The organism is Moorena sp. SIO3A2 (assembly GCF_010672265.1).
GTDB lineage: Bacteria > Cyanobacteriota > Cyanobacteriia > Cyanobacteriales > Coleofasciculaceae > Moorena > Moorena producens.
This window is the reverse complement of the sequence record NZ_JAAHHC010000006.1, coordinates 13,766-39,122: the sequence shown is the minus strand read 5'-3', so window position 1 is coordinate 39,122 and position 25,357 is coordinate 13,766. Positions and strand designations below refer to the sequence as shown.

Annotated in this window: 22 protein-coding genes; 2 read left to right on the top strand and 20 right to left on the bottom strand. The window is 42.1% G+C overall.

Annotation, left to right across the window (positions count from 1 at the left end; translation table 11 throughout):
* Positions 1-13 precede the first annotated feature (13 nt).
* Positions 14-1,030: a glycosyltransferase family 2 protein gene (locus F6K64_RS07915; RefSeq protein ID WP_008179267.1), complete on the bottom strand. Its 1,017-nt coding sequence runs from the start codon at positions 1,028-1,030 to the stop codon at positions 14-16.
* A 66-nt stretch (positions 1,031-1,096) separates the two neighbouring features.
* On the opposite strand from F6K64_RS07915, the gene F6K64_RS07910 reads away from it, so the two are divergent.
* On the top strand, positions 1,097-1,231 hold the full coding sequence (locus tag F6K64_RS07910) for a hypothetical protein (RefSeq protein WP_267871981.1): 135 nt from the start codon (positions 1,097-1,099) through the stop codon (positions 1,229-1,231).
* Between the two features lie 107 nt (positions 1,232-1,338).
* Here the strand turns inward: F6K64_RS07910 and F6K64_RS07905 are convergent, their stop codons facing one another.
* The 17 genes from F6K64_RS07905 to patR form a co-directional block, all read right to left on the bottom strand.
* Positions 1,339-1,980: a TVP38/TMEM64 family protein gene (locus F6K64_RS07905; RefSeq protein ID WP_008179269.1), complete on the bottom strand. Its 642-nt coding sequence runs from the start codon at positions 1,978-1,980 to the stop codon at positions 1,339-1,341.
* A gap of 136 nt (positions 1,981-2,116) precedes the next feature.
* Positions 2,117-3,109, bottom strand: a complete 993-nt coding sequence (locus F6K64_RS07900) for a glycosyltransferase family 2 protein (RefSeq protein WP_008179271.1) — start codon at positions 3,107-3,109, stop codon at positions 2,117-2,119.
* A 129-nt stretch (positions 3,110-3,238) separates the two neighbouring features.
* Positions 3,239-4,801, bottom strand: coding sequence for a glycosyltransferase family 39 protein (locus tag F6K64_RS07895; RefSeq protein WP_008179272.1), 1,563 nt, complete (start codon positions 4,799-4,801; stop codon positions 3,239-3,241).
* A 146-nt stretch (positions 4,802-4,947) separates the two neighbouring features.
* Entirely contained in the window at positions 4,948-5,886 is a 939-nt protein-coding gene (locus F6K64_RS07890) for a class I SAM-dependent methyltransferase (RefSeq protein WP_008179273.1), read from the bottom strand.
* 101 nt (positions 5,887-5,987) lie between these two features.
* On the bottom strand, positions 5,988-7,631 hold the full coding sequence (locus F6K64_RS07885) for a glycosyltransferase family protein (RefSeq protein ID WP_008179274.1): 1,644 nt from the start codon (positions 7,629-7,631) through the stop codon (positions 5,988-5,990).
* Positions 7,632-7,700: 69 nt separating this feature from the next.
* Positions 7,701-8,435 (bottom strand): 3-deoxy-manno-octulosonate cytidylyltransferase, encoded by a 735-nt coding sequence (gene kdsB / locus F6K64_RS07880; RefSeq protein ID WP_008179275.1) that lies wholly within the window; start codon positions 8,433-8,435, stop codon positions 7,701-7,703.
* A 425-nt stretch (positions 8,436-8,860) separates the two neighbouring features.
* Complete coding sequence (locus F6K64_RS07875) at positions 8,861-11,074, bottom strand: carbohydrate-binding protein (RefSeq protein WP_287263263.1); 2,214 nt, start codon at positions 11,072-11,074, stop codon at positions 8,861-8,863.
* Positions 11,075-11,137: 63 nt separating this feature from the next.
* Positions 11,138-12,133, bottom strand: a complete 996-nt coding sequence (locus tag F6K64_RS07870; RefSeq protein ID WP_044492175.1) for a KpsF/GutQ family sugar-phosphate isomerase — start codon at positions 12,131-12,133, stop codon at positions 11,138-11,140.
* A 70-nt stretch (positions 12,134-12,203) separates the two neighbouring features.
* The gene (locus F6K64_RS07865) at positions 12,204-13,013 is read right to left on the bottom strand and encodes a hypothetical protein (protein ID WP_008179278.1); all 810 of its coding nucleotides are present in this window, start codon (positions 13,011-13,013) and stop codon (positions 12,204-12,206) included.
* Positions 13,014-13,242: 229 nt separating this feature from the next.
* Entirely contained in the window at positions 13,243-14,076 is an 834-nt protein-coding gene (locus F6K64_RS07860) for a glycosyltransferase (RefSeq protein ID WP_008179279.1), read from the bottom strand.
* Between the two features lie 27 nt (positions 14,077-14,103).
* Complete coding sequence (locus tag F6K64_RS07855) at positions 14,104-14,808, bottom strand: acyltransferase (protein WP_008179282.1); 705 nt, start codon at positions 14,806-14,808, stop codon at positions 14,104-14,106.
* A 24-nt stretch (positions 14,809-14,832) separates the two neighbouring features.
* Positions 14,833-16,110 carry an ABC transporter ATP-binding protein gene (locus F6K64_RS07850; protein WP_008179284.1) on the bottom strand — a complete coding sequence of 426 codons (1,278 nt, stop codon included), beginning with the start codon at positions 16,108-16,110 and terminating at the stop codon, positions 14,833-14,835.
* Positions 16,111-16,112: 2 nt separating this feature from the next.
* The gene (locus F6K64_RS07845) at positions 16,113-16,922 is read right to left on the bottom strand and encodes an ABC transporter permease (RefSeq protein ID WP_081431980.1); all 810 of its coding nucleotides are present in this window, start codon (positions 16,920-16,922) and stop codon (positions 16,113-16,115) included.
* 709 nt (positions 16,923-17,631) lie between these two features.
* Positions 17,632-17,763, bottom strand: a complete 132-nt coding sequence (locus F6K64_RS07840; RefSeq protein ID WP_008179291.1) for a hypothetical protein — start codon at positions 17,761-17,763, stop codon at positions 17,632-17,634.
* A gap of 102 nt (positions 17,764-17,865) precedes the next feature.
* Positions 17,866-19,659 (bottom strand): SLC13 family permease, encoded by a 1,794-nt coding sequence (locus F6K64_RS07835; protein WP_071107460.1) that lies wholly within the window; start codon positions 19,657-19,659, stop codon positions 17,866-17,868.
* 461 nt (positions 19,660-20,120) lie between these two features.
* A complete protein-coding gene (locus F6K64_RS07830; protein WP_154659665.1) occupies positions 20,121-20,288 on the bottom strand; it encodes a hypothetical protein in 168 nt (55 codons plus the stop codon).
* 6 nt (positions 20,289-20,294) lie between these two features.
* Positions 20,295-21,356 carry a heterocyst master regulator PatR gene (gene patR / locus F6K64_RS07825; protein ID WP_229414284.1) on the bottom strand — a complete coding sequence of 354 codons (1,062 nt, stop codon included), beginning with the start codon at positions 21,354-21,356 and terminating at the stop codon, positions 20,295-20,297.
* A gap of 300 nt (positions 21,357-21,656) precedes the next feature.
* Between patR and F6K64_RS07820 the strand changes: the two genes are divergently transcribed.
* Complete coding sequence (locus tag F6K64_RS07820) at positions 21,657-22,505, top strand: tetratricopeptide repeat protein (protein WP_044492237.1); 849 nt, start codon at positions 21,657-21,659, stop codon at positions 22,503-22,505.
* Between the two features lie 74 nt (positions 22,506-22,579).
* Here the strand turns inward: F6K64_RS07820 and F6K64_RS07815 are convergent, their stop codons facing one another.
* Positions 22,580-24,307: a succinate dehydrogenase/fumarate reductase flavoprotein subunit gene (locus F6K64_RS07815; RefSeq protein WP_008179299.1), complete on the bottom strand. Its 1,728-nt coding sequence runs from the start codon at positions 24,305-24,307 to the stop codon at positions 22,580-22,582.
* Positions 24,308-24,491: 184 nt separating this feature from the next.
* Complete coding sequence (locus tag F6K64_RS07810; protein ID WP_008179300.1) at positions 24,492-24,803, bottom strand: hypothetical protein; 312 nt, start codon at positions 24,801-24,803, stop codon at positions 24,492-24,494.
* Positions 24,804-25,357 lie beyond the last annotated feature (554 nt).

Here is a 25,357-nt window from a genome sequence, read left to right as displayed (position 1 = left end):
GAACTCCACTGATTTAGGCAGTGGTATTGGTCTTGGATTGAGGGAGTCTATATAACCTCAGTGCAAATCGTTGGATCTTGTTCCTTAGCCAAAGTAATTTTATCCTGACTAGGGATAGGAATCCGCCTCTGCTGATAAAGTGGATGTAAATAGACAAAAATCTGGAAAGCTTATTCAAGACAAGAAGCTCAGATTTATCAATAATAGATTCGTAGATGTTAAATTCTTGTTCATTCGGTTTCGGAATTGTCCTAAATTCGATATGGGCCTGTTCATATAGGTTACTTGGATAGCTCATCTTTTCGGCTAAGAATCCTAACAAGTGATCTACAGCCTGTTTATATTTATCTAGGTATTCCGGCGTTCTTTTTTGCTTCTGCCCATAGTGATTGTTGTTACCATGGGCTCTATACCTTACCAGAGGTTTGGCTAGATAAAATTTTCTAGCTCCTACTATTGAAGCTCCGAAAACTAAGCAGTCATCTGCACGAATGCGCCAATCTTCTTGCTGGGGAAGCGGTAGGAACTTCTCGAGTACATGTCTACGCATCGAAACTGTCGAAGTTCGATGACCTACCCATGCTTTTTTATAGAGAGTGGCGATTCTGGAATAGCCCAAATCTCTTGTATTGTTGTAGCAACTGGCGATTCGTTTTTCATTCCCAAATACCTCAGCGCTACAAAACAGAAAATCACACTCTGGGTGCTCTTGGTAAAATTTTACTACTTCTGCAATGTAATTTTCTTTATAAAGGTCATCGGCATCAAGAAAACAGATAATCTCTCCACAAGAAGCAATAAATCCCGCATTAAAACTTGAAAGCTGCCCCTCATTTTTATTTTTCAATACCAGCTTGACTTTTTCGTGATCTGAAAATTTTTCTTTTAAGATTTTGGCAGATTTATCTGTTGATTTATCATCGACAACAATAATCTCATCTACGGGAAATGATTGTTGGAGCACACTATCGATAGCATCACTAACATAATGCTGATAGTTATAGTTGTTAATTAAAACCGATAGTTTCATATTTTTTTAAATGTATAAAAAAATTATTGTTAAATAATCTGACATAATATAGCGTTTATCATAGCTATGAGGTACACATTATTTTTTACCTATTGCCTATTGCCTATTGCCTATTGCCTATTGCCTATTGCCTATTGCCTATTGCCTATTGCCTATTGCCTATTGCCTATTGCCTATTGCCTATTGCCTATTGCCTATTAGCTGCTCCCTGCTCCCTAAAACCCAGAGATTTGTACCTCATGGGTATGAGATTTGCTATATACAGGTACCATCAATTAAAGCTAGAGCTGTCAACCAAATTTTTAAGATTAGGTTCGGTGACTTCGGTACCAGGTAGCTCCCATGACTAAAACTCCTGTCAACCCTAATGCTGCAATCAGTGGCAGTATGTCTCCTGTTCTCAGTGCCTTTAAACCAGAGCTACCTATTAACACAAAAGGGAAAACACCCGGAATGATGCCTAGAACCGTACCCAGAAAATAGTCCTTGAAGCTAACTGAGGTGAGACCAGCAGCAAAATTGACTAAACCATAGGGAATGATTGGCAGTAGTCGAATCGCAAATATGTATAACACCCCTCCGCGATCCACTTCAGTGTCCATCGCCCGCCAACTTTTAGCTAGCTTCTCAACCACTAGCTTACGCCCGACAGTGCGGGTATAAGCGAAGGATACCACTGCGGCAATTACCGCAGCAACACTAGTCCAGAGTGTACCTAACCACGGACCAAAGATGGCTCCTCCAGTTAAATTAAGTGCTGTTGAAGGGAGTATTAACACAGTCGCTACAACATAAAAGATGATATAGATCACTGGTGCCCAGATCCCAGCCTGTCTCAGCCAAGACTGAAGTTGCTCTGGCTCAATGCCTCCAAGTAAATGCATCACTAAAGCAGTTGCAAAGAGACAAACAAATGTGAGCAAGACAACAAACCGCTTATAGTTGAGCATCAAATAACGCTCCTACTTATCCAATCAGTCATTACATTTATCTCCGGTAAAAAGTTATTTTTATCTACCGTAATAGTAAATTTAACAGTTAATTTTATCATAGATAAAACCGTAATCATACCATATTTTTTTTATATTATTTTTTTGAGGAAATCCAATTATCATTTAGTGAATATTTTTTTGGTAAACCGTAGAGTTCACGAACTAGATAAATCGGTCTTTGTTTCGATTCTTCAAAGATGCGACCAATGTATTCACCAATTATACCTAGTGTCAGCAATTGCACTCCTCCTAAAAAAAGTATGACTACCATTAATGAGGCGTAGCCAGGAAGATCAATCCCAAACAGTAACGTACGAACTATTAGGAAAGCAGCATAGAGGAATCCAGCTATAGAAAGGATGAGACCGACATAACTCCAAACCTTTAAAGGCAGGAGACTAAATGATGTAATACCATCAATGGCAAAATTCCAAAGTCGCCAATAGTTCCACTTAGTGATTCCATCATAACGTGGAGGGCGATCGTAGAGTATAGAAGTTTGCTTAAAACCAACCCAAGCAAATATCCCTTTCATAAAACGGGTTCGTTCTGGCATTTGCTTGACAGCATCAACTACACGCCGATCAAGCAAACGAAAATCTCCAGTATTGGAGGGAATTTGCACATGGCTTATTTGACCAATCACTCGGTAGAAAAAATTGGCAGTAAAACGCTTAGCCCAAGTGTCTCCCTGACGAGAACGGCGTGTTGCATAAACAACATCGTAGCCCTCACGCCATTTGTTAATCATCTCCCCCATCATTTCAGGCGGATCTTGGAGATCTGCATCAATTGGTATAATGGCTGCACCACTAGCAAAATCGATACCAGCACTTAGAGCAGCCTCTTTACCAAAATTACGAGATAGATTGATAACCTTAATTACAGGATTTGAGTAATGGTGCTGGAGCAATAACTTTAGCGTGTTATCCTTGCTGCCATCGTTGATACAAACAATCTCATAGTTGATGTTGAGATTGTCTAGCCCTATCGTAAGGCGTTCAAACAGGTAATCAATGTTGGACTCTTCATTATAAAGAGGAATCACAACGGAAATTTCGATATCGTCTTCTGAGTTAGAGAACATAACAAGCAACCTATAATCGCCATTGTATAACAATACAATTATCGTTTATTTTGTTGACCTATCACATAAATAACGGATATATATTAAATATATTTTATAAAAAAAATATCAATATTATTGGAAATTATTTTATTTTTGTAATAAAAAAAATTGTTTGTTATAGGCATAATTTATCCTATATTTTTGCTCAATTTTATGCTTAAATGATTCTGGCGTCTTATATAAAAAAACATCCTGGAATTCCTCAGGAATAGTAGGTTGGTTAGGCTCGATAACTAGCTGAAGTTTGACCTTGGGATCTAGTAAATGACTCAATGCCATGATGTCACCAAAGCTACCACCGCCATTTTTGGAGGCTTCACCGCTAACTACTAATGGCATATCTGCTCGATTAATAATCTCCGCGATTTTTTGATTATCACTGCGACTAGGTCTCACTGATTGAATAGCACCAGACAAAACTCCTGCTGCCATGAGAGTTATGGTAATTATTCGCAAATGCTTCCGCTGCAAAAATTTTATTTTCGTGGAAGTGAACTGAGTAGAAAGAAAGTAAGCAACGGCGAGTTGGCATCCTAAGTAAGACGGAACGAAATAACGAGCGTTAGTTGAACGTATTCCACCAGACACTAAATCTGGAAGAGCTAGACTCAGTGAAATTGGTATGATTAAGGTGACAACAAATAGCCATATTTGCTTGGGGGTGTGTCGGCACAGAACATAAATTGAGTACCCCACTAGAATTGCCATAGCAAAGGCTAGCAAAGTTTTCAGAGATCCTGGAAGCCAAAATTTGGTTTGAAAAAAGACGGATTGAAGATTGAAAATCCAACTTTGTACTAAAGTGTTTACCGGCAGTGACATATCCATCCAGGCTGTTACTTCCTTTAGTTTGTCCAGATGGGTCAAAATCACCAGAAGCCAGGGCGAGAACGCCACAACTGAAACAAATGATGTTAATAAGTAAGCAACAGCTTTCTGACTTAGCCGAAATCCCTCATTGACAGCCACGTAAATTCCATGACCAAATAAGACAAAGACAGAAAATACAGCAGAATAGAGCGATAGTATTGTAGTTACTGTATAAATCACCCATGCAGATTTTGTTCCTAACCTCATTGCCCGCAGCAGTGACACGCTCATTAGTAAAGTCGTAACTGCCCACAAACTGTACTCCCGTATTTCTTGTGAATAGTACACATGGAAAGGAGAGATAGCTACTAATCCCATCGCTATCCATGCTGTCAAATAGGACTTAAAAAGTTCCAGACAAAGCCAGTAGATACAAGGGAGTGCCAACAGGCTGATTAAGACAGGTAAGCTTCTGTTTATGGTTACCGAATCACCTAACCAATGAAACCAAAACCGTGCTATTAAAAAGTAGATAGGCGGGTGATGTTGATCCTCTGTCACCAGCCCATTGATAGTGTCAAAAAATGTTTTTTCATAATTAACACTTTGATACTGTCGTAGTTCTTCAACTCCAATTATGTGACCCGTAAATACTTGTTGAATTACCTCCGGTACCGTATAACCAGAAATTCTTAGTAAGGTGTAACTCTCATCATGCCAATAAGCTCTTGTTTCAAGATTACAAAATCTAAAAAATACTCCTAATATCAATAAAAATATAATCAGTAATTTTAACCAATTTGGTGGAATTATCAACCTGGATTTGATGATTTTATTCATATAATATATCTCATCATATATTATTTATTTTTAATAAAAATTATTTGATATTTTTTATATTATAGTATCCTTATGACCTAGATTTAACTGTGGTTTATGTTATACCTATATACAGGTATACAGGTATAAAAATACTTTATTAAAACCTATTTACCTATACATTTTTTGATAAATTGCTTGACAGCATTCTGGTAATTTCGCCTGATAGCCTTGAAATAGCCTGCTCTGATGGTTTTGTCTTTGATCAGATCCATAAACTTGAGAAGTTTAGTTATAAATGATACATTATTGTTTAATCTTAAAAATTCCATGGGTTTCCCCCCCATTTTGCGATCATACCAAGACAACAACATGCCTTGCTTTAGAAACATAAATGGTGTCAGCCCATCATATTTAGCATTTGCTGCTAGATGGGTAGGTAGATTAGGATTCACCTTTCTAAATGCCTCGGTGATCAGTGCAATGCCATTTGGTTTTAGCATGGAGTGTATATCTCCAATAGCAGCAAATGGATCACTCAGATGCTCTAGCACTTCAAAGGATAAGACTACGTCATATTTACTAGATAGACATTGGTTGTAATCACTTATAAGAGTTATAGATTCATCTAATAAACCATAATTAGCAAACCGTTTTGTAGTAAAGTCGAAGGTTTTGCTACCTGGGAAATCAAAATAATTAACATTGAAGCCATTTTTAACTAAAGAAATAGAATCATTACCGCTACCGTCACCTAGCATGAGAATTTTGATTTGCTTAGGATCTAATCCCCACTTTTCAGTGTATAAGCTGATTCGGTTTAGTGCTGACTCAGTCCATTTTTGTCGAGCAGGGTTTATCCAGAAAACAAGGGTTTCAAAGATAAATCCGTAGCTCTCGCGGTAGAGTTGCTCCATATGTTCGTCATAGTGGTGGGGTGTTACCTGGAAGACAGGTATATCCTGTAGGACATTCCAGCCCAGATTCATACCTTCCATCCATACTCTGTGTCTAACTTCTTGCTCCGATAAATCTGTAAATTTAGTAATTTCATTAACGATATCGTCAAAGGATAAAGGAATATGTGATGCTATGTCTAATTTCATGATTACTAGATTTTTTTACTGACGGTTTCAACTAAATTTTTTATTATTTAAATAATACTTTTATATCTAACTAATTCAGGATTGAATTAGTTTTTAATTAATCATGAATTTCTGATTAACGTCTTTGTCCAGTTCACTAATGGCAGGGAGGACAATCCCTGACTTACCTTCGCCTTAAGACTCAGCTTGGGTACAAACAGTTTTGGTGTAGACTTTACTAAGTGAGCTTGAGAAGGTCTAGTCAGTTTTTGGTAAACCAAACAGGCTCCTACTCCTAACTGATGGTGGGAATTAGCTGCACAAATTCTGATCGGTAATAAACCAGACCATCTTGCTAGTATGCTTAACATTACTTTTGTGAAAATTGTAGCTTTTCCTACCACTAATAAAAATCCCGATTCAGGGAGTTGTGGTTCAATCTCTACCAGAAGCTCCTTGATAGATAGCAGCTTATCCGGCAAATCCACCATTACCATCTGAAATTGTTTGCCCCCTGTCAGCTCTAAAGGCAGACTTTGTAGCTGAACCTGGTCTTTAACCTCAACCTTGGAGCACCAAGTTTTGACATCTGCTAAAGCTTCTGTAGTATTAGCATAAGTAATATCTAACCGTGGCAAGTCTGCTAAATCTGACAGTAGCTCTTTATTTCTACCTTTCCAGTAGAGAAGTTTGATTTGAGAGTTAAGCCGATGGATTTCTTGAATCAGCTCGTAAATTTTTAAACGAATGACAAATTTTTTTTCGTCTATCGGCTGATTAATGTGCAGCACCCGTGTGTCATGTTCTAAACGGAAAGGCGGCTCAATCTCACCCTGTAAGATGTAGCGGTATAACTTTTGCTGTATTGCTTGTTGACTGTAGCAATCTATCAGCTTTTGATGACCTGCTATAGCAATTTTTTCTGCTTGCTCAGGATGCTTTAGATAAAACTCAATCTTATCCAGCAGCTCATTTTCACTATCATAGCACTCTAGGTGAACCCCTTCTTCAAATAGAGAAAATAAACCTGACTGAGGACTGAGACGGTCTGTTAGTAGTAAACCTCCTGCCATGAGTACTTCAAAAATCCGGCGATTTGTATCTCCATTTAAACCACAATTCAATACTATCCGGGACTTACTGTAGTCCTCTAAGGATTCAACATATGGTTTGCGACTGATATCAATTTTGACGCCATTATCCTGCAGGAACTTTAGTAGGTTGCTGCGGTAGACGTGCAGTGATGACTGAGAACCTCGGAAAATAATATCGTAGGATTTGGCTTCCTTCTTCTGAGGAACATAGTGCTCAATGACAGGAGTTCCTGGTAACCAGAAGACATTTTTCAGACCTGCTTCCACAAAGAAATGTAAATGTTGAACCCCCTGATAGACCCAATGGTAATCACAGTCAAAGCTTTGGCAGTATCTAATCATGCCACTTAGAGACTCATCACCCCAGTGAAAAGTATCCCCAATTTTCATGACTTTTGGACATGTTAATTTATCAAGTCCTCGCGGCATGAAGTGCATATTCCTGGCAGACATCTGCACTAGATCAGGATAAAAATCACTGGGTAATTTATCTAAAATAATATCAATAGAGAATTCTCCCATTGGGACGGGAATAGCTTTACCTGCCTTTACAGCCTCTGGCGGTGGATTAGGGCAAGCAGTTAATAGTTGAGGGTCATTTTCTCTTAATCGATTCAGATTGAACTGAGAAATTGATACAGGACCAGAAATAATACGTAGTTCCTTAATCATTAAGGTAGTGCCACAAATTGAGAGGTTGTCATAGAATCAGCTACTTTTTGAGCCAAAGCCTTTAGAGTGCTATGCAGTTGGTGCCATAATCAAGGCTTGAGCCTGCACTAAATCCTCAGGGGTATTAATCTCCAAAACTGCCCTTTCAGTAAGACACACCCGAATGGCAAATCCATGTTCCAGTACTCGCAACTGCTCTAAGCCTTCACACTCCTCTAGGAGTGTGGGTGACAGTTGAGCATATTTGCTCAGGAAATCTCGCTCAAAAGCATAGAGTCCGAGATGGTGAAATACAGGTGCATCTCCAGAATTACGGAAGTAAGGAATGGGAGCGCGGGAAAAGTAGAGGGCGTGACTTTTGCGATCGCATACGACCTTGACTGAGTTAGGGTCTTGATAGTTTGTTGCCATATCCAGAGGACAAGCAAGAGTCGTCATTGCAGGAAACTCCCCTTTGAGATAGGGACTTACCAGCTGGGTCAGCATCTGAGCAGTAACAAAAGGTTGGTCTCCTTGGACATTGGCTATTGCCGTCATTTCCGGATAACGTTGAGCTACTTCTGCAACCCGGTCAGTACCAGTAGCATGGTCTGAGCTAGTCATTTCTACCTCTCCCCCAAACTTCCCCACACAATCCGCAACTAATTCAGAGTCAGTGGCAACTACCACCTTAGTGAAATCAGGACAACGTTTAGCTGCTTCATAAACCCTCTGCACCATTGGGCGATCGCCAATCATTGCCAAGGGTTTGCCAGGAAAACGAGTTGAATCATAGCGAGCAGGAATAACGGCAAGAATATTCATAAACTAAGTTACCTAACGGGTGATATAATGACTGTTATTAAATTTATCAGTAGCTTTTTTTAACTCTCGTAAAGACGAGAAATAACTGGAGTATTGCCACAGGTTTGGGCGTAAAATAAATTATCGAAAAATATACTTTATAGCTTTCAAATCTACCAATATCTCTTACCCAAAACAAAGACTTGATTATGATTCCGAGACCGCAGTTGCTGATTATGGGTATGATTTCGCCCCCCTAACCCCCCAATACTGGGGGGAAGGAAACTCTCAAAGTCCCGCGCCGCCAAATACTGGGGAGAATTAGCGGATGCTTCGATTTTTTACAGATGGGGATTTAGGAGGCAGTAGCCAAATAATACAAATAAATTCATACTTAAATTCAGCAACGCCTTATGATCTATTTGTAAATGCTATAGCTAAGTCTACTAAACCAGGGTGAAAGCATCAGACGTGATAGTTGTTGCTTGCACCCGATTTAGTAAAGCTAACTGTTCACCACCATTGATAATCCAGGTATCATTGGTATTGGAACCAGTACCTTGAGTGATTGTCAGCTGCTCCCACCTTAAACCACCAGATAGTGCCAGCCAATCTTCACCAACTACAAAATCAGTAATGGTCTTAGTTCCCTCTCCTGGGGCTAAGACAAATATGTCGTCACTAGCACCTCCAGTTAGTAGGTCATTACCACCACCACCATTAATGATATTGACATCTCCATCACCTATTAAAATATCGTCATAAGGTGAGCCAATCATGTTTTCAATATCATTAAGAGTATCTTCACCACTATTAGTATTCAGAATGCTGTTGTACCAAACATCAGCAACCTTTCCATAACCTTCTACATTGGGGTGAACACCATCTGGCAAATCACTGGGCACTAAGGCACTGTAAACATCGACAAAAGTTACGTTTTTGTCTTCCTCGACCTTGTCACTGACAATATCGGGTATAGATAAATTAAAATCTATGCCCTGCTGTTGTTGTGCTGGAGTTGGAATAAAATCACTGTCCGGTTGCTCTGGATTTGTACCAAGTGGTGGGATTGAGCTTACCAAAAGCTCTGTATTTGGTAACTGATTAGTAATCTGATCAATCAGATTACTAAGCCGTAATGGTGCATTGCTAACATCGTCACCTTTGAGTATGTCATTGGTGCCGATCATTAACAGCACCATATCTGGCTGATAAGTGTTTAACCAACCATTAACATTATTGGCAATATCACGAATTCTCCATCCCCCAAATCCCGCATTGTCTTTATCAAAGCCATCGGGTCCAGTAGACCGGGGGCCAACAAAATCTATGTTGAAACTATCATCGACTAATAAATTCCACAAATCATCACGGTAAGCTGCTGTATCTCCCCAATCCCGACCAGGCAAGCCGAAGGTGTTGGAATCACCTAGGGGCATAATCTTAAACGGCGTGTCAGGTGAAGTGGCAAATTTGTGAGTGACGATATCAGTTTCCAGGTTGGCAATGATAGAGCCGTTTGCCTGAACATAAGTTATAGTATCAATTCCGTTGCCCCCATTAAACGTGTTGTTACCTGTACCACCATTAATTACGTTGCCGAAGTTGACAGTTGGTGGGTCTAGTTCAGGCTCAGCCTCAGGAGTTGGGGTCACAGATGGTGAGACCGGAATCAAATCAAGGTAGTTGATGTTGAAGCCCCCACTCAGTACATCCAGGCGCAATTGATGAGTCCCGGCACTGAGGCTGAGCACTTGGGAAGACTCGATCGTCTGCCAAGTTCTCCAGCCACCAGTGTTGCCCAAATTCACACTGGCCTGTTCTCCGTCTAGACTGACTTGGAAGCTATGATTGCCATTGAGTGCAGAAGCCACACGAGCTTCGAGTTGATAAGTCCCGGAACTGGGAATGGTGACCTCATAGGTCAGCCATTCTCCTGACTCAATCCAACCCACCAGCGGCGTGCCATCTACATCGCCGCTGTAAGAAATATCCACATCCTCAAAGCGATACTCTCCACCATTATTGCCAGGGTCAAGATCGTAATAAGCTACCCCTTGACCACCAGTATTGTAGTCTTCTGCTTCGATGCGAACAGTAGAGCCGCTTGCCTGAACATCAGTTATAGTATCAATTCCGTTGCCCTGATTAGAGGTGTTGTTATCTGTACCACCATTATTGCCGTTGCCGACCTCAGGAGTTGGGGTCACAGATGGTGAGACCGGAATCAAATCAATGTAGTTGATGTTGAAGCCCCCACTCAGTACATCCAGGCGCAATTGATGAGTCCCGGCACTGAGGCTGAGCACTTGGGAAGACTCGATCGTCTGCCAAGTTCTCCAGCCACCAGTGTTGCCCAAATTCACACTAGCCTGTTCTCCGTCTAGACTGACTTGGAAGCTATGATTGCCATTGAGTGCAGAAGCCACACGAGCTTCGAGTTGATAAGTCCCGGAACTGGGAATGGTGACCTCATAGTTCAGCCATTCTCCTGACTCAATCCAACCCACCAGCGGTGTGCCATCTACATCGCCGCTGTAAGAAATATCCACATCCTCAAAGCGATACTCTCCACCATTGTTGCCAGGGTCAAGATCGTAATAAGCTACCCCTTGACCACCAGTATTGTAGTCTTCTGCTTCGATGCGAACAGAGTTCATAACCTACTCCTAATAATTTTTATTTCCTATTACACGAGTAGGTAGATGCTTCTTCAAGCTTGCTCAAAGTATACCACTTTGAGCAATGTCATGGAGTCGAAGTAAGCCAATACAGCGTTTGTGTTTATCCACCACCGGCAACACGGAGATTTGAGAAGTCCGATTTTCCATAAGCTGTAAGGCATCGTAAGCCAGTTGGTCAGGTTGAACCATTACCGGATTGGGAGTCATAATTGCTACTGCCTTGAGGTGTTCTAGCTCCGTTGGCTTGATTTTGGCAATCGAACGTCGTAAATCACCGTCAGTAATAATTCCGAAAAGTTCACCCTTATCGTCAACTACATTGACTGCTCCCAAACTGCCTTTAGTGATAGCACCAACAATTTCAATCCAGCTGGCTTGAGGGGAAATCACAGGGTTGTCTTGGTCTTTGTGCATTAAGTCTGCGACTCTCAAAGTCAGGCGCTTACCCAAACGTCCTGCCGGATGATTCAGAGCAAAATCTTCTGGCGTTAGCCCCTTAAGTGGCATTAGTGTCATTGCCAAAGCATCTCCAATTGCCAGAGCAACCGTTGTGCTGGTAGTTGGAGCAAGATTAAAAGGACACACTTCTTGATCAACGGAAGCATCAAGCACAACATCTGCATTGCGAGCAAGAGTAGAGTTCAGGTTGCCCACAATCGCAATAATCGGTAATTGCCGACGCTTGAGGTAAGGCATTACAGCCACAAGCTCATCGGTTTCACCACTGTTGCTCAAAGTCACAACCACATCTGAAGAGGTGACGCTCCCTAAGTCACCGTGCATAGCATCCCCTGGATGTAGATAGGTTGCTAGAGTCCCCGTACTCGTCAAGGTAGCAGCAATTTTACGCCCTACAATTCCTGACTTGCCAACTCCCACCAATACCACCTTACCTCGACAATTAGCTAAAAGCTCAACAGCTTGCTCAACTTCCTGAGGTTGAAGTCGATTGGCAGCTAGAGTAATTGCATCAGCTTCAATTTTTAGCCTTTCAACAACCTGTGAAAAGCAAGTTTTTTCCATTAGGGAAAGCATAGGTTTTTATAGATTTTTTCTAATCAAATTACATCCCGCAAAAAAGCAATATAGCTAATAATTTAACTGGCTAACCATCTAAATTATGAATTATTTTATTAACCAGTTTTTTAGGCCATGGAACAGGTGAGTCAGATTGTAATGCAGACTGAGGCAGCTGGCGCTTAGGGCCTGAAAATTCAAAGATAATATTAAATAGTCTGCGATATTTGCCTTGAGGACAAGTGAGGGGTTTGACACCATGCCAAGCATTTGGAGTGTTTTTGAAGATAAAGCTAAAATTATCCAAAAACTGAGTTGGTGTAATGGTTGTGAAGTCAGTAAAATCTGGGTTCATGGCGTCAGTTAGTTTGCCACCCAGTACCAGGGTAGAGCCTCCCCAATCAGGATTCCAGTCTTCACTGGTATTGAAATATAGAATATGAGTACCAATTTTCTTCGGATCATCTGTGTGAGGAGAAACCTCAGAGTTGGTCACTCCTACATGCCAAGCATAACGAACTCGGAAATCATAAACTTCAAACAGGGACTTGATAAAATTTTGATAGTCCAAGTTAGTTTCTAACTCTTCCAGAAACCTCTGCCAGCTTTCAGGTAATTGTTTGAGTTGAACTATACCTTTGTTTTTGCGCTTATGCAAGTGATAATTAGATTTTTCATAGGCAAGATAGTAGCGGTCATGGGGTTTTTGATCATAAACTCGCTTTATAGATTTGTGCTTCTCAAAATAGTTTAAATTAGGAAAATTATGATTTAATTCTTTAAATCCTTCTGAAGTTATAAAATGATTTAAATTTAACCATGGAAATGGATATTTTAATCTGAAAAAATCTTTGTTTAATGAGTGTAATAAATCGTAGTCAATAAATTTTTTATTCATCTCCAATTACTCCATCACGACTTTGAGATGACCGGGTGCATCTCAATGCATACTGTTTGACCCGGTGGTGCGTTACGGGCAGCAACCTAACACTGGCTACGAGGCTTAAAATGGGGGCGAGCCCGTCTTATCACGCACCCTACGCAACTAGAAGCCTGTGCCACAAAGCTGACCGCTGACCGCTGACTGCTGACCACTGACTGCTGACCGCTGACCGCTGAATGCTTACTTAAAACCAACTAGTTTTTTTAACGGATTTAATCGCCCTTTTTAAAGAAGCTATTTCCCGAGCCATGGTTGAGAAATTTCCCTCTAGTAAATCACGCCTGACGTAGGAACGAACAAGGCTTAAATCAATATCATTTTGGGTTATATAACCGCAATCCCTAGCTTCGTTAAAGTACTGAAACCATAGATCTCCATAGGGATGATTGGTATACTTCCAGGGTTGAGTGTAGAGGTTCGTATAGTGGATTAACTTCGTATCTTTGTCATAGTAATCAAAGACATTCCAAAGGGGGTCTAGTTCTCCGATCTGGTAATGGTGATGAGCAAGAAAAGCAGGACTCATACGGGCAAGGTCAGGGTAAGAATACAGACCTTGCTCAATTTCGTCGTAGTAGGTTTCTAAATCAAAGTTGCATTTTTGACAATCGATCAGCATTACGCTCAAGCCCCAAAGGTCTTTAGCTTCACTGCTATAAGCTCTTTTTGCCAGGAAATCACAGCCATTCAAAGGTGTGTCTAATAGTTCACCAATATCAGTCAAACAGATAGTATCTGAGTCAATATAAATAGCTTTACCTTGATAGTTACAGAGCTGTGGAATCAAATATCGGTAGAGACTAAACTCAGTTGTATTCCGATATTTAACTCTTAAGGACATGGGAGCGATATAAGGCTGATCATCATTAAGTTCAATAGCATTGTGGGTGCCATTGAAAACATAAATATCCAGTTCCCTATGGCTATGCTTACGAAGAGAGTAAATTGATACTTTCCTCTCCAGTAGACTCGCTTCGCCAGATCCGATAAATACTCGCACACGCTCTTGATTTTTCATGGCTAATTTTCCTAATAGTGCTAGGAATTATTTATTAGTAATAATTTGATTAGGTAAATCTATGTGACTTTGACTAGTCTTGGAAAAAACTTGATCCTGTTTACTCTCTTTAGGTTCACCACGTTTACGAATAACCTTGCCTGGTACTCCTACAACTACGGAGTAAGGCTCAACACTCTTGGTTAAAACTGTCCCAGCACCGATGACAGAACCTTTACCTATTCTGCAACCATCAAGGATTCTTACTCCCGCTCCTATCCAAACATCATCTTCTATAATGACACCTTTCTTAGTAGACGGTTGAAGGTCGATAGGCGTATCAAGATCATCAAAGGTATAGTTTGAAGTAACAATTACAGTATGGGTAGCGATTCTGACCCAGTTTCCTATAACTAAGTCACCTGCACCATAAAGAAAACAGAAAGGGTTGACACTACAGTCACTACCAATTTTTATCTTACCCTGTGCAGATATGAGCATTGCTGAACTTCGGATAATTGAGCGATCGCCAATATGAATAGCAGAGTCTTCCAAATTACATTTAAGAGTTACATTATTTTCTACAATGACTCGATTTCCAAGAAATAATTTACTTAAATTATTTTTGATTACGCTTTTGCCTATATAACAGTCTTCCCCAAGATTTCCCAGGTTTTTATGGTAATAGTTTTGTATTACTTTTTTTTTATAATTATTCCGTAAATTACGAATTAACTTAAATAAGTTCCACATATTTGATAATGGTTATAAAAAAAATTATTGGGGTAATGCTTTCCATTTTCTAGGTTGATAAAATTGACATTGTGTCATTAATGAATTACTTTTAACTTTGAAGGTTAATGGTACGTGATCGTAGATATACTTAGGTGGCTTTTTGACCCAGACTCTACTAGAGTAAGAACCAGGTCTTAATCCAAGATAAGGCATTTCTAACTGAAGTTCAACTAGTCCATTATAAATTTTTAATATTGTGTTGTCTAGGTGACTATCGAGGTTTAATAATGGTTCCCCTTCTCCTGCAATTTCTCTAATCTGAAAACAAAGGATGCCATGAGAAATTTCTGTGTGAGCTTTGCACTTAACACACAAGTATAAAGGTTGACCACTCATAGGATATTCAATCCTATTTCCTTGTCCATCTCTAAAGTAAACGCCAATAATATCTAAACCAGTGCTTTCTTCTGGTGATTTTTCTTTCAAGAAAACAGCTCCCTGTGATTCCTGTTTGTTATCTAGGAACAAATCTTCATCATATTTTTGCATTACCACAGCCGCCTTACCAACTGCTAGTAATTTTCCTCGTTGAAGATAAATTGCTGAATCACAAATAGATAGAATAGAATTAGGATTGTGAGCTACTAGAACAAACGTTGTACCTTTATCACGTAATTCAGACAGCTTTCTATAGCATTTCATCCTAAACAGAAGATCGCCGACTGCTAGCACCTCATCAATCAGAAGAATATCTGGTTCTGTATGAATTGCACTAGCGAAGCCTAACCTTGCTGCCATTCCAGAACTATAGGTTTGTACCGGCGAATCAATCGCATCCCCAATTTCCGCAAACTCTAGAACTTGATCAAACCGCTGATCAATTTCTTCCTTCGACAACCCCAAAATCGACATATTGGCATAAATATTTTCCCGCCCTGTCAAAATCGGATTAAACCCTGCTCCCAAAGCAATCAATGGTGCCAACCGACCTTTAACTTCCACAGAGCCAACATCCGGCTTAATCAAACCACTAATAATCCGCAACAATGTCGATTTACCACTACCATTTGTCCCCACTAAGCCAATAGCTTCTCCTCGTCGCAATTGAATACTGACATCATTCAGTGCCCAAAACTCCTTTTTCCGCAGCTTCTCATCCTTCTGCCTCAATCCTACTAACTCAGTGGCAATATCATGGACCCCATATAATAAAGACCGCTTCAAGTCCCGACAAAACTTTTTAGAAACCCCATTAACCGAGAGAATGACTTCACTATCCTGGGATTTGTCCGCAACGTCTCGCTCAGTGCTACTAATCATAATTAAGAACTGATCCTCTCAACTACAAAAGGGATGGATAGACGATAGACAATCCAAGCTAGGAGCAATCCCACAACAGCAATCCCACTCGTAACCCAAAATCCCAGAGGTTCTGATATCACACCTGTCGTTGCCAACTCTCGTGTTGTCACCAGCAAAGGAGTGACTGGATTCAATTTCACAATAGCGCCAAATACCCCCTCACTAGGAACTGGGTAGACAACTGGAGTCAGAAACAACCAAAATCCAGTTGCCAAAGTAAGACCCATAGAAAAATCTTTATACAAGGCTCCCATCGGGGCTAATAACAAGCCAATAAATGTTCCGAATAAGACAAGATGAATGAAAGCCACTGGTGCTATAATCACGCTCCAACTTACTGGCATCCTGAACCAGATAAACAAGCCCACAATCAGAATCAGCTTGATACCAAAGTTAAAAAATACTTGACCCAGTTTGCTAAGAATAATGGCTTCACGGGGGAAATTAATTTTAGCCAACATCGCCTTTGCCTCGGTCACCGCTTGGACAGGACCATTCAGTGTTTCCACAAAAGTCTGCCACAGGGTCATGCTAAACATCACATAAGCTGGATAGGGCAAGCCCGTGCTACCAACATTAATCACCCCGTTACTCTTAGCCAAAGTAAAGCCAACAGCCGTCACAATTGGTGGTATAAAAGCCCAGATAATTCCCAGCAATGACTGGCGGTATTGAGCACTGATATCCCGGACCAGAAGTCGCCAAGCTAGTTCTCTAGAAGCCAGCAAGTCTCGCCCCATCTCTTGAAATAATTGAAGCGGATGCCTCATCTGACTCTCAGGGGTATAAACCACCCTGGGTAATCTCTGATCTGATCTTTGAGTCCGTTTCAAAACTATCTCCTCACTAAAATCCCTATGGTTACTCTGGTTTAAACTTGTGGAATAACAATCAATTATTTTATCGAATCGATTATATAATAATAAATTTTAAATTAATTTAAAATTTATTATTATCATAGCTTTACCATAGCGCCCTGCTAGGTTTTAGCTCTGAGGTATTTATACTTATTTAAGGTATTTTTTAAAAGAGTGTAATGGCCATTAATAAAACGTAATAATATAGGTTTTATTGCTAAAATATCAATGGTTTACAACTCTTTAAAGCTTGAATAATTTGATACTATTTTTTTGCTATAATCTACAGGTTATGGTGAGATTTTAAATCTAGAATTATGGTTTATAATAATTATCTGTTCAGTTATTCAAGAGTTATTGGTTAAATCTGGATAGTTTAGCCAATCAATTAAATTCATTGGTTCAGAAAAAAAACTCTACCCCAGTTGACCAAACTATTCTTCAGCCAATTTTTTTTCCAATCACCAGCCTTGATATCAAGTTGCGTTCAAAGATATCACGATTCACAATCAGGAGGGGGAAGAGGGGAAAGAGTCCAGAGTATACCATCGGGCACCTCTGGTTTAGAACCGGACTTTCCGACCCGTCTGTTGCCGGTAATATCATGTCAGGATAATTACCCTTAATAAAAATCTCCCCCATCTGGCCATCTGGCCATCTGGCCATCTCCCCACACTTCCCACCCTCCCCAAGCTCCCCGCGCCCCCCAAAATTGATGGGTATTCAACCAGACTTGATATAAGGGGTTAATCATTTCCCGACTCTTCGGATTTCAGCTCTCGGATCACTTAGCAGTTGGATAGTAAAAGATTTAGCTAAAGCTTCAAGAATCCCGGTCTATTTATAGCGGGGAGACTCAAGACAACCCATACAGGGCAATCACCAGTGGCGGAATAATCAATGCCATCAACAAACTTAATGGGGCACCCACCCTAGCAAAATCCAAAAACCTGTAACCCCCTGGCCCATAAACCATGGTATTGGTCTGATACCCAATCGGAGTCATAAAACTATTGGATGCTGCAAACATCACTGTAAACATAAATGCCAGAGGATTGAGACTCAAACTCTTAGCTACCTCCACAGCAATCGGCAATAGTAACACCACCGAAGCATTATTAGACAGCACCTCTGTGATCAGGACAGTAACCACATAGAACAGTGTTAACAACCAATAACCAGGGAGATTACCCCCTAGTGCCACTAGATTTTCCGCTAACCATTGGGTTGTGCCTGACTCCTTCATGGCTATTCCCAAAGGAATTAACCCAGCCAGCAGGAAAATAATATCCCAGCGTACTGTTCCGTACAGTTCCCCAGGCTTGAGACAACCAGTGATCACCATCAAGACTACTCCCAACAAGGCACTCACCATAATCGGTAGTACATTAAAGGCAGCTGCTAAGACTACCCCTACACTAATTGCGATCGCAATCCCTGCTTTGTCTCGCCGTAGGGTTTCTAAATCTCGCTGTCCAATCACCAACAAATCTCGACTGGTTTGCAATCCCAACAAACTTTGCCTCGGACCTTGTACCAACAGCACATCACCAAAGTGCAAGCAAACTCTTCCAAGTCTTTCTCTGACCAGTTCCTGTCCCCGTCGAATTGCCAAAACCGTACCGTTATAGCGTTGTCGAAACCGCATATCCTTTAAGGTTGAGCCAATTAAATTAGAGTTAGCCAGGATCAACACCTCAGCAATCCCTTCCTCCCCAGAGGTAAGACCCGTTTCCAAGGGTTGCTTTCCAAATTGGACATCAGCTAAGATTTCTATCCCTCGTTCATCTTTGACTCTCAGCAGACACTCCCGACCAGACCTCACAATCAAAATATCCCCTGGTCGCAATACTTTATCTGCCAGCGGTTGGGGAAAACGGCTACCATTGCGAATCAGTTCCAAAACGTCCAAATCAAACTTCCGCTGAATTTCACTGGCACGTAGGGTTTGCCCCACTAGGCTGGAATCTGGTGTAATTACAATTTCACTGACATACTCTTTGAGATTATAGTCCTGAGTGACAATACCATTGCTGGCTACTTTACGGTTGGGCAAAAGTCGGGGTGCCACTAGAGCCAAATATGCCAATCCTATGGTGAATGTAATTAGCCCCAATCGGGTGAATTGAAACAAGCTGAAATCACCATAGCCCAACTGTTTAGACAACCCACTGGCCAAGACATTAGTGGAGGTGCCAATGGTAGTGATCATGCCCCCTAAGATAGTGACAAAGGATAAGGGCATCAAAAGCCTAGAAGGGGAAATACTTTGCTTGCGGCACCAATCTTCTACAATAGGAAGTAGTACAGCCACCACAGCGGTATTGTTAATGAAGCCTGTTATGGGCCCAGCAATTATTCCCATGGTAAAGATTTGCTGGGTTGACTCCTTGCCTCCCCACTTCAGCAGTAGGTCATTCACGATTTGAAGCGCCCCAGTTCGGGCAATCCCAGCACTGAGGATAAACATAGCCATCACAGTGATCGTGGCAGGGTTGCCAAAACCAGAGATTCCCTGTTCTGGGGTGACTAGCTTTAGAAGCATAAGTAATACCATCACTGCGATCGCAGTGATATCCACTGGCATCCATTCCCTAATGAAACTGATTAAAGCTAGTAGGACAACGCTCAGGGTTAGAAATATAGTCATAGATAGCGATCGCTCTCACCAAAAAAGACTACCTTAGTTAGGTAGCTCATGGACATCCATCAAACATTTTGATAAATTTACCTATCCATGGAATTTATCTCGCCATATACTAGCCAAAATGATTCAATAACGCTATTAGTTAGCGTATCCTTTATCAAACTAATTTATAGTTATAGCAATGAGCATAAGCCTTAGGAAATCAAATTAATTTAAAGGTAACTTCGGAACTTCGGAACTTTGGAACAAGCATGTACTAATCTTTATTCCCCGAATTCATCCGTGACTATGAACTTAATTATTCATTATTATCTAGTCAAGTAGATCCCTTAATTAAAACTTTAAATTAAGACACCCTTGATTTAAAAAAAATTAATAATAAACTGTCAATTATTGTTGACTGTTAACTGTTGACTGTTAACTGTTGACTGTTAATCTTACCATCCCGCCAACAAAAAAATCAATTAAATTAAAATTGAATAAACTCCTGGGGGTTGCTCTGAGGATGCCAGGGGAACAGGTAGCTTCTGGAGTAGGGGAGTAGGGGATATTCCATGTCCGTCCCGATTCCCCCATCCCCCCATCTTCTTCAAAGTAAAGCGTGGTAGCTCACGCTTCGAGCAATTTTCCACTTCCCATCAAGCAGAATTCCCAGAGGGATCACCCTTACTACCCTTGTCAATACGCTTGATCGGTTTCGGTCTTGGTCTTTGGGGTTTGGGTGCTGTGGCTGTAGCCACGCCATCCTTTTTACGAGGAGGGCGTGGCTTCGGGTAACTCTTTTTAGCACCAAAACGTTTTTTATTTTTATTAAATGGTTTCCTCTTTGGTCCAAATTTGTTGAGAAAACCAATATCGTTTCCTTCCTGGATCACCAGGGTATTGGCTTGCAGCTGTGCATGTAAATCCCAAAAATGACCAACGACCCTTTCTCCCAGGCAACCCTTAAGCTTTAACTTGAAAAACTTAGGCTTATCTGACTCTTTACGAGGTAATTGCCTAATTTTAACAACGACTTGTTCCTTCTCCCGCGAATGGTAGATCACCTCGCCACGAATGGAAAAATAGCCATCCTTCGGAATCGGTTCCGCCTCAGCTTCTGAGGAGTCATTTGATGTCTCGACTTCTGCTTCGGACTGAGCAACTCCCGAGTCAGTTGTTTCAGCTGAAGCTGTGGGTTCGAGAGTTTCTGGTTCCCAGACGCCAACAATTTGGACATGTAAGTTATCGTCTGCTTGCCTGATGCGGGGATAGACAACCCAGAGGTGGGGCTGATTGAGATCTAAGTGATTCTTGACCAAACTCATGACCCGACCGAGTAACACCGCATCAATCAAGGTTCCATCTGCCGCTACAAGTGTTCCCCTGGTCAACTGCTCTGCGGAAGGCATATATTTGCCATTGACCAGACCAATGGCGCGGTATTGCCTAGGTTCACTGGGGGCAGGAATTGGGTGCTGTCTTGAGACCTTACTTGAGACCTGAGTAGTTACTTTCCCATTAGATTCAGCTAAGGGAGCTGATTTGGTGGTATCTTGAGAGCCACCAGTTGGTGTTTCTGGGGGCTGGTTTTGCACACTGGATACTTCCGGTGGTTGGATTCCAGATGACTCAGCTGAGTCGGGAAGCCGATTCACAGACGAATTCATATAACCTCCTAGCGGCGGAGACACATTCCCATGGGTGGTTTTGACTGACATTGGCAGCATTGTTTTGTCAACATCTTCCAGCTTTCCGGTGTCCTTTCCAGAAAAAATTATCCTGGATTCTTGCCACCACAAAACTGGAGGGTGAGCGCACTTGGTACTAGTCTACCCACTGTACAGAATGCAGTGAGATAAAGGCTAGATCCGCAAAGTTTATGGAATCTTTAATCTGAGCGGTTTCTAGCCGATTTAACTGAGCTTTAATGCTAGCTTATTTAATAGATAGGATTTATGGGAGGATACTTTAAAACCCCCAAATCGTTTCATAATGGCAATAGAGTTCAAGAAGGTTTTGTGTCTCAAAAGCGCAGTCTGTGGATCAAAATAGTGCTAGTACTAGCTGTGCTAGCGTTTATCGGTATTTCGATGATTCCTTTGCTAGGGAATATTTTCAAGGATAATCCCGCCTCTGTTGGGGCAACACCTACAGCTACACCAAATATGTCTGCCCAGCAGCAAGCAGAACTAGAAGCTCAAGCCAAGGGTTATGAACTAGTCTTGCAGCGAGAACCAGAAAATTTAACGGCTTTGAGAGGTCTGCTGGAGATACGGCTGCAGCTAAGAGACATCAAAGGCACGATTGAACCCCTAGAAAAGTTAGCCAAACTCAATACTGACCAGACAGATTATGGAGTCTTGCTGGCTCAGGTAAAACAACAAATTGGCGATCGCGAAGGAGCAGCTCAAGCCTATCGGGACATATTAAACGCTAAGCCTGGGGATATGAATGCTCTGCAAGGGTTAGTTAGTTTGCTAACCCAGGAAAACCGCCCAGAAGCAGCCATCGGTTTGCTGCAAGACACCTTAAAAAGTTCCCAGCAAGTCAATGAAATTAAGCCTGGGAGCATTGATGTCATTTCTGTGCAGTTGTTGTTAGGTCAAGTTTACGCGAATCAGAAGCGTTATGACGAAGCCACAGCTATATATGACCAGGCAATCAAAGGCAACCAAGATGACTGGAGACCAGTGCTAGCTAAAGCCATGATTTTTCAAGAACAGGGTAACACTGAAAAGGCTAAACCCCTCTTTGACCAGGCTACATCCCTAGCACCAGCCAAGTACAAAGACCAAGTCAAACAGTTGGCAGCCGAAACTCCAAAAACTCCGGAAACTCCCGAAATTCCCGAAACTCCCGAAGATTAGTGATGAGTAACCGACACAGAGTACTAACGCTAGTTACCCATGACTCGACCACTGAGGCAGTCTCGGACTAGTAATCAATACTTCCGCTCTTTCGGTTCAAACAAGGTCATGCTTACCGGTTTATATTGCAGGTCAATACCTGCGGATGAGTAAAAAGCTAGGGTGTGTTTGAGAAAATTGGGATCATCCCGTTGGGGATAATCCTCCCGGCTATGGGCACCCCGGCTTTCTCGTCGGTTCAGGGCAGATGTAAGAATGATTTCTCCGACTATCATTAAATTGCGCAGTTCCAAGGCTTCGATAATTTCCGTGTTCCAACAGTTGCCTTTGTCATCCAAATAAATTTGCTGGTACTGTTGTTTCAATTGTTCCAGTTGGTTTAACCCCTCCTCCATGGAAGCTTGGTTACGGAAAACGCCACAGAATTGGGTCATACAGTCTTGGAAGGCTTGACGCAACTGGTTAAGCCGTAAGGTGCCAGATTTTTCCACAAGGGCTTTGATTTTTGCCTGGGCTGCATTGAGGTAGGATTGCTCATCAATGTCTGGTAACTTCCGGTCTTGGACGTATTTTGCGATCGCAGCACCAGTTCTTTTGCCATAAACGACACATTCCAACAGGGAATTACTCCCGAGGCGATTTGCCCCATGAACAGAGATACAGGCTGATTCCCCAGCGGCAAAGAAGCCCTCAATTAACCCATCTTTACCACTATGGACTTGCCCATCGGTGTTGACAGGGATTCCCCCCATGGAGTAGTGGGCAGTTGGTCGTACTGGCATTGGTTGATGTACTGCGTCAATACCAAGCAAGCGATGGGCTTCTTCCCAGCAAAACGGAATCCGACTCATAATCTTGTCTTTGCCCATATGGCGCAGGTCAAGGTAAACAAAAGGTCCACCTGCACTGCCATCAGGATGAATTCCACGACCAGCTCTGAGTTCTAGGGTAATCGCTCTTGAAGTAATATCCCGGGGTGCCAGTTCCATTTGTTTGGGGGCGTAGTCGCTCATAAAGCGATCACCTTCTGAGTTAATCAGATAAGCCCCTTCCCCTCGTACCGCCTCAGAAATCAAAACCCCCACCGGATACAAGCCCGTAGGGTGAAACTGTACAAACTCCATATCTTCCAAAGGCACCCCAGCCAGAGCTGACATTGCCAGACCATCCCCAGTGGAGGCAAAGTCATTGGAGGTCGTATTAAATACCCGTCCATAACCCCCGGTAGCGAACATGACAGCTTTTGCCCGTACTACTTCCACCTTCGTGTCTAGGAGCTGGAACATAACCACCCCTTTTGCCTGACCCTCTTCCAAAATCAGCTGCATAACGTACCACTCATCGTAGAGTTTGACACCGTTATGCCGGAGATTGTTCACCAGTTCATGCAAAATGGCGTGACCCGTCTTATCTGCCGCGTAGCAAGTGCGCCGATGGGAATGACCTCCAAAAGCCCTCTGAGCAATCCGACCATCCGGTAAGCGGGAAAACAGCACCCCCATGTGTTCCAGCTCAATGACTACCTCTGGAGCCTCTTTGGTGAGGATTTCTACTGCATCCTGGTCTGCCAAGTAGTCAGACCCTTTAACCGTGTCAAAGGCATGGGCTTCCCAGCTATCGGACGCATCAACATTCTTCAGAGTAGCTGCCATACCCCCTTGGGCAGCCACCGAATGGGAACGAATTGGGTGAGTTTTAGCCACAAGGGCGACATCCAGCTTAGGCTCAGAGCGTTTAATCTCTAAAGCAGCGCGACATCCAGCTAATCCCCCACCGACAATAATGACATCGTGTTCTAGCATCTCGGTCGTATTATGGAATCCGAATTCCTATTTTATGCTCTAGGTTATAGCCTCTAGGCATCTAGCCTCTAGGCATCTAGCCCCTAGGATTCTGACAAAGAATGAAGCGCCCCTCATCAAGCACGGAGGCTCTCAACTCTCCTTCCCCGGGTTCTGAAAAAGCCGGGGATGGTTCGGATTCTCTTCAACCGGTCGCCTCAATCGGTTTCTGTCTAGGCGCTCTGCCGACCGCTGTTGATGTGGTTTCCTCCTCTTCCATCTGAGCAATTTCAATATGGTTTAACAATGTAGTCACGAAGGCAAAGAGCAGGAAGGGCAGAGATAGTACCAAAATCAGCCCGACAGTTGCCAGAGCGTAAATTTGGCGGTCAGCACTCCAAAGAGCTAAGGCTGAGGCGAGACTCAGGAAAATTACGATTAACCAAACCATAATTTGTCCATAAATGTCACCAAAGCTTAGGGTGCAGACAATGCGATATCGTTGTAAGTTATCCATGGCATCTCTTGACACATTTCTTTATTTTTGTGACATACTCCCGACGCTGACAAGCGCGGTACAGCGCGGGCTTCTTACCAACTCCAGCCATCGCTTCGGATACTCGGTAAGCTTTATTAACGACACGGGATGCCCCTCCGCGCCGGAACAATACAAGAAGTTCTAGAACCAAAGTACTGCAGGTGCGAGCCCGTTGGTGCGACCCAAGGCCGGGGAACCCGGCCTTGGGTCGCACCGCCACGCGAATTTAATTCGCCGACGGAAAGCGCACCTATGGAATTTTACCCATTCACAGATAACTCAAACTATCGAGTTTTTCTGAAGGTCACCCCATATTCTTTGTTGTCAAGGTTTAATTAGTAGGTGGCGATTAGCTCTTAATTTGATGTCCCTACTATACCTAGTATGTCACAGTTAATTGGCAAGCTCCGTTACGACCCTTGCCCCGCTGTCATCCTAGAGATGAAACCTTAGAATAGGGTCGCCTTAATCAATGAGTTTTAACCTTTTTCCGCATAGCCTGCCAACCATAAAGGCGACCCTATTCTTACGGT

Coding starts and splice junctions, on each gene's coding strand:
- patR (WP_229414284.1), bottom strand. CDS start 21,356: ATGTCAGTCAAAACCACCCATGGGAATGTGTCTCCGCCGCTAGGAGGT.
- F6K64_RS07870 (WP_044492175.1), bottom strand. CDS start 12,133: ATGCTTTCCCTAATGGAAAAAACTTGCTTTTCACAGGTTGTTGAAAGG.
- F6K64_RS07815 (WP_008179299.1), bottom strand. CDS start 24,307: ATGCTAGAACACGATGTCATTATTGTCGGTGGGGGATTAGCTGGATGT.
- kdsB (WP_008179275.1), bottom strand. CDS start 8,435: ATGAATATTCTTGCCGTTATTCCTGCTCGCTATGATTCAACTCGTTTT.
- F6K64_RS07845 (WP_081431980.1), bottom strand. CDS start 16,922: ATGAGGCATCCGCTTCAATTATTTCAAGAGATGGGGCGAGACTTGCTG.
- F6K64_RS07860 (WP_008179279.1), bottom strand. CDS start 14,076: ATGAAAAATCAAGAGCGTGTGCGAGTATTTATCGGATCTGGCGAAGCG.
- F6K64_RS07890 (WP_008179273.1), bottom strand. CDS start 5,886: ATGAAATTAGACATAGCATCACATATTCCTTTATCCTTTGACGATATC.
- F6K64_RS07895 (WP_008179272.1), bottom strand. CDS start 4,801: ATGAATAAAATCATCAAATCCAGGTTGATAATTCCACCAAATTGGTTA.
- F6K64_RS07905 (WP_008179269.1), bottom strand. CDS start 1,980: ATGCTCAACTATAAGCGGTTTGTTGTCTTGCTCACATTTGTTTGTCTC.
- F6K64_RS07840 (WP_008179291.1), bottom strand. CDS start 17,763: ATGATTAACCCCTTATATCAAGTCTGGTTGAATACCCATCAATTTTGG.
- F6K64_RS07850 (WP_008179284.1), bottom strand. CDS start 16,110: ATGATTAGTAGCACTGAGCGAGACGTTGCGGACAAATCCCAGGATAGT.
- F6K64_RS07875 (WP_287263263.1), bottom strand. CDS start 11,074: ATGAACTCTGTTCGCATCGAAGCAGAAGACTACAATACTGGTGGTCAA.
- F6K64_RS07915 (WP_008179267.1), bottom strand. CDS start 1,030: ATGAAACTATCGGTTTTAATTAACAACTATAACTATCAGCATTATGTT.
- F6K64_RS07910 (WP_267871981.1), top strand. CDS start 1,097: ATGAGGTACACATTATTTTTTACCTATTGCCTATTGCCTATTGCCTAT.
- F6K64_RS07855 (WP_008179282.1), bottom strand. CDS start 14,808: ATGTGGAACTTATTTAAGTTAATTCGTAATTTACGGAATAATTATAAA.
- F6K64_RS07900 (WP_008179271.1), bottom strand. CDS start 3,109: ATGTTCTCTAACTCAGAAGACGATATCGAAATTTCCGTTGTGATTCCT.
- F6K64_RS07810 (WP_008179300.1), bottom strand. CDS start 24,803: ATGGATAACTTACAACGATATCGCATTGTCTGCACCCTAAGCTTTGGT.
- F6K64_RS07835 (WP_071107460.1), bottom strand. CDS start 19,659: ATGACTATATTTCTAACCCTGAGCGTTGTCCTACTAGCTTTAATCAGT.
- F6K64_RS07865 (WP_008179278.1), bottom strand. CDS start 13,013: ATGAATAAAAAATTTATTGACTACGATTTATTACACTCATTAAACAAA.
- F6K64_RS07885 (WP_008179274.1), bottom strand. CDS start 7,631: ATGATTAAGGAACTACGTATTATTTCTGGTCCTGTATCAATTTCTCAG.